The 1,187-nt window shown below is 75.9% G+C and carries 1 protein-coding gene; it reads left to right on the forward strand.

What is annotated here, in order from left to right; genetic code table 11:
• The coding region (locus C9992_RS17905) for an RDD family protein (RefSeq protein ID WP_106817010.1) at positions 1 to 1,187 on the forward strand (1,187 nt) is incomplete at both ends.

Genomic DNA, 1,187 nt, shown 5'->3' on the forward strand with positions numbered 1-1,187 from the left:
CGCGTTCGCGATCGATCTCGGGATCGCCGCCGGCATCGGCGCAGTCCTCACCGGGATCTTCGCCAGCACGGCCCTCGCGGCGGGCGCGGCATGGGGTCCGACCGCTCTGGTGGTCGCCTCCACCTTCGGGTTCGTCGTGGTCGGTGCCGTGATGCTCGCGTGGGGCCTCGTCTACGCGGCACTTCAGGGCGGCCGGGGCTCGATCGGCCAGCGCCTCGCCGGGCTGCAGCTGCGCGACGCCGACGCCGGCACGCCGGTCGGGTTCTGGCGCGCGGTGTGGCGCAATCTGGTGCTCGCGCTGACGGGCGCCGTCGTCATCGGCTGGTTCACGCCGTTGTTCGACCGCAGCGCCCGCCGGCAGGGCTGGCACGACCTCGCCGCGCGCGCCGTCGTCGTGGATGCGCGGCGAGCGGATGCCGCGACCCGGCCTGTGCGCACGATCGCCCGTCACGCGGACGCGGCCGGCAACCCGTACCTCCCGTCGCCGCGGCCGACGCCGGTCGTGCGGCCGGCGTCGCCTCACGTCGCGACGTCACGACCCGCACAGCCCGCGCCGGCACCTGCCCTCAGCGCAGCGGCAGGGCTCGTCGAGATCGCCCCATGGCGAACCGGGGAGCCGCCGGTGAAGGCCACCAAAGCGCCGGCCCGCCGCGTCGAGGCGTTCCCCGGCCTGATGACCCCGTTCCCCTCTGCCACCGGCATCGCGCCGAGCGGCGTGGCCGCCGGCGGGACATGGCCGGCCCCGGCGCCGTCCGCGGCGGTGGTTTTCGCCTCCCCTCCCGCCGCGACCGCCCTGGCCGACCGGCCGGTCGGCCCGGGCGACACATCCGGCGGGTCCGCGCAGGCTGCGGCCGCGGCATCCGTCTCCCGCTCGGCGCAGCGCGACGACCTCGACGCGACGCATGCCGCCGTGCCGCCGCCCGCCCTGCGCGCTCCGCTGTACGACGAGGCGCCCGTGATCGCCGTCCTGCACTGGGACGACGGCACCCGCATGGCCGTCTACGGGCGGACGCTGTACGGCCGCAATCCCGCCGATGAGAACGGTGCCGTCTGCATCGCCGTCCGTGACGAGACGCTGTCGCTGTCGAAGACGCATTTCGAGGTCGGCGGCACGGCGGCGGGCCCCTGGATCACGGACCGCCACTCCACGAACGGCACGACGCTGGTGCGTGACGGCGCACGGATCC

This window comes from Microbacterium timonense, assembly GCF_900292075.1.
Classification (GTDB): Bacteria; Actinomycetota; Actinomycetes; order Actinomycetales; family Microbacteriaceae; genus Microbacterium; species Microbacterium timonense.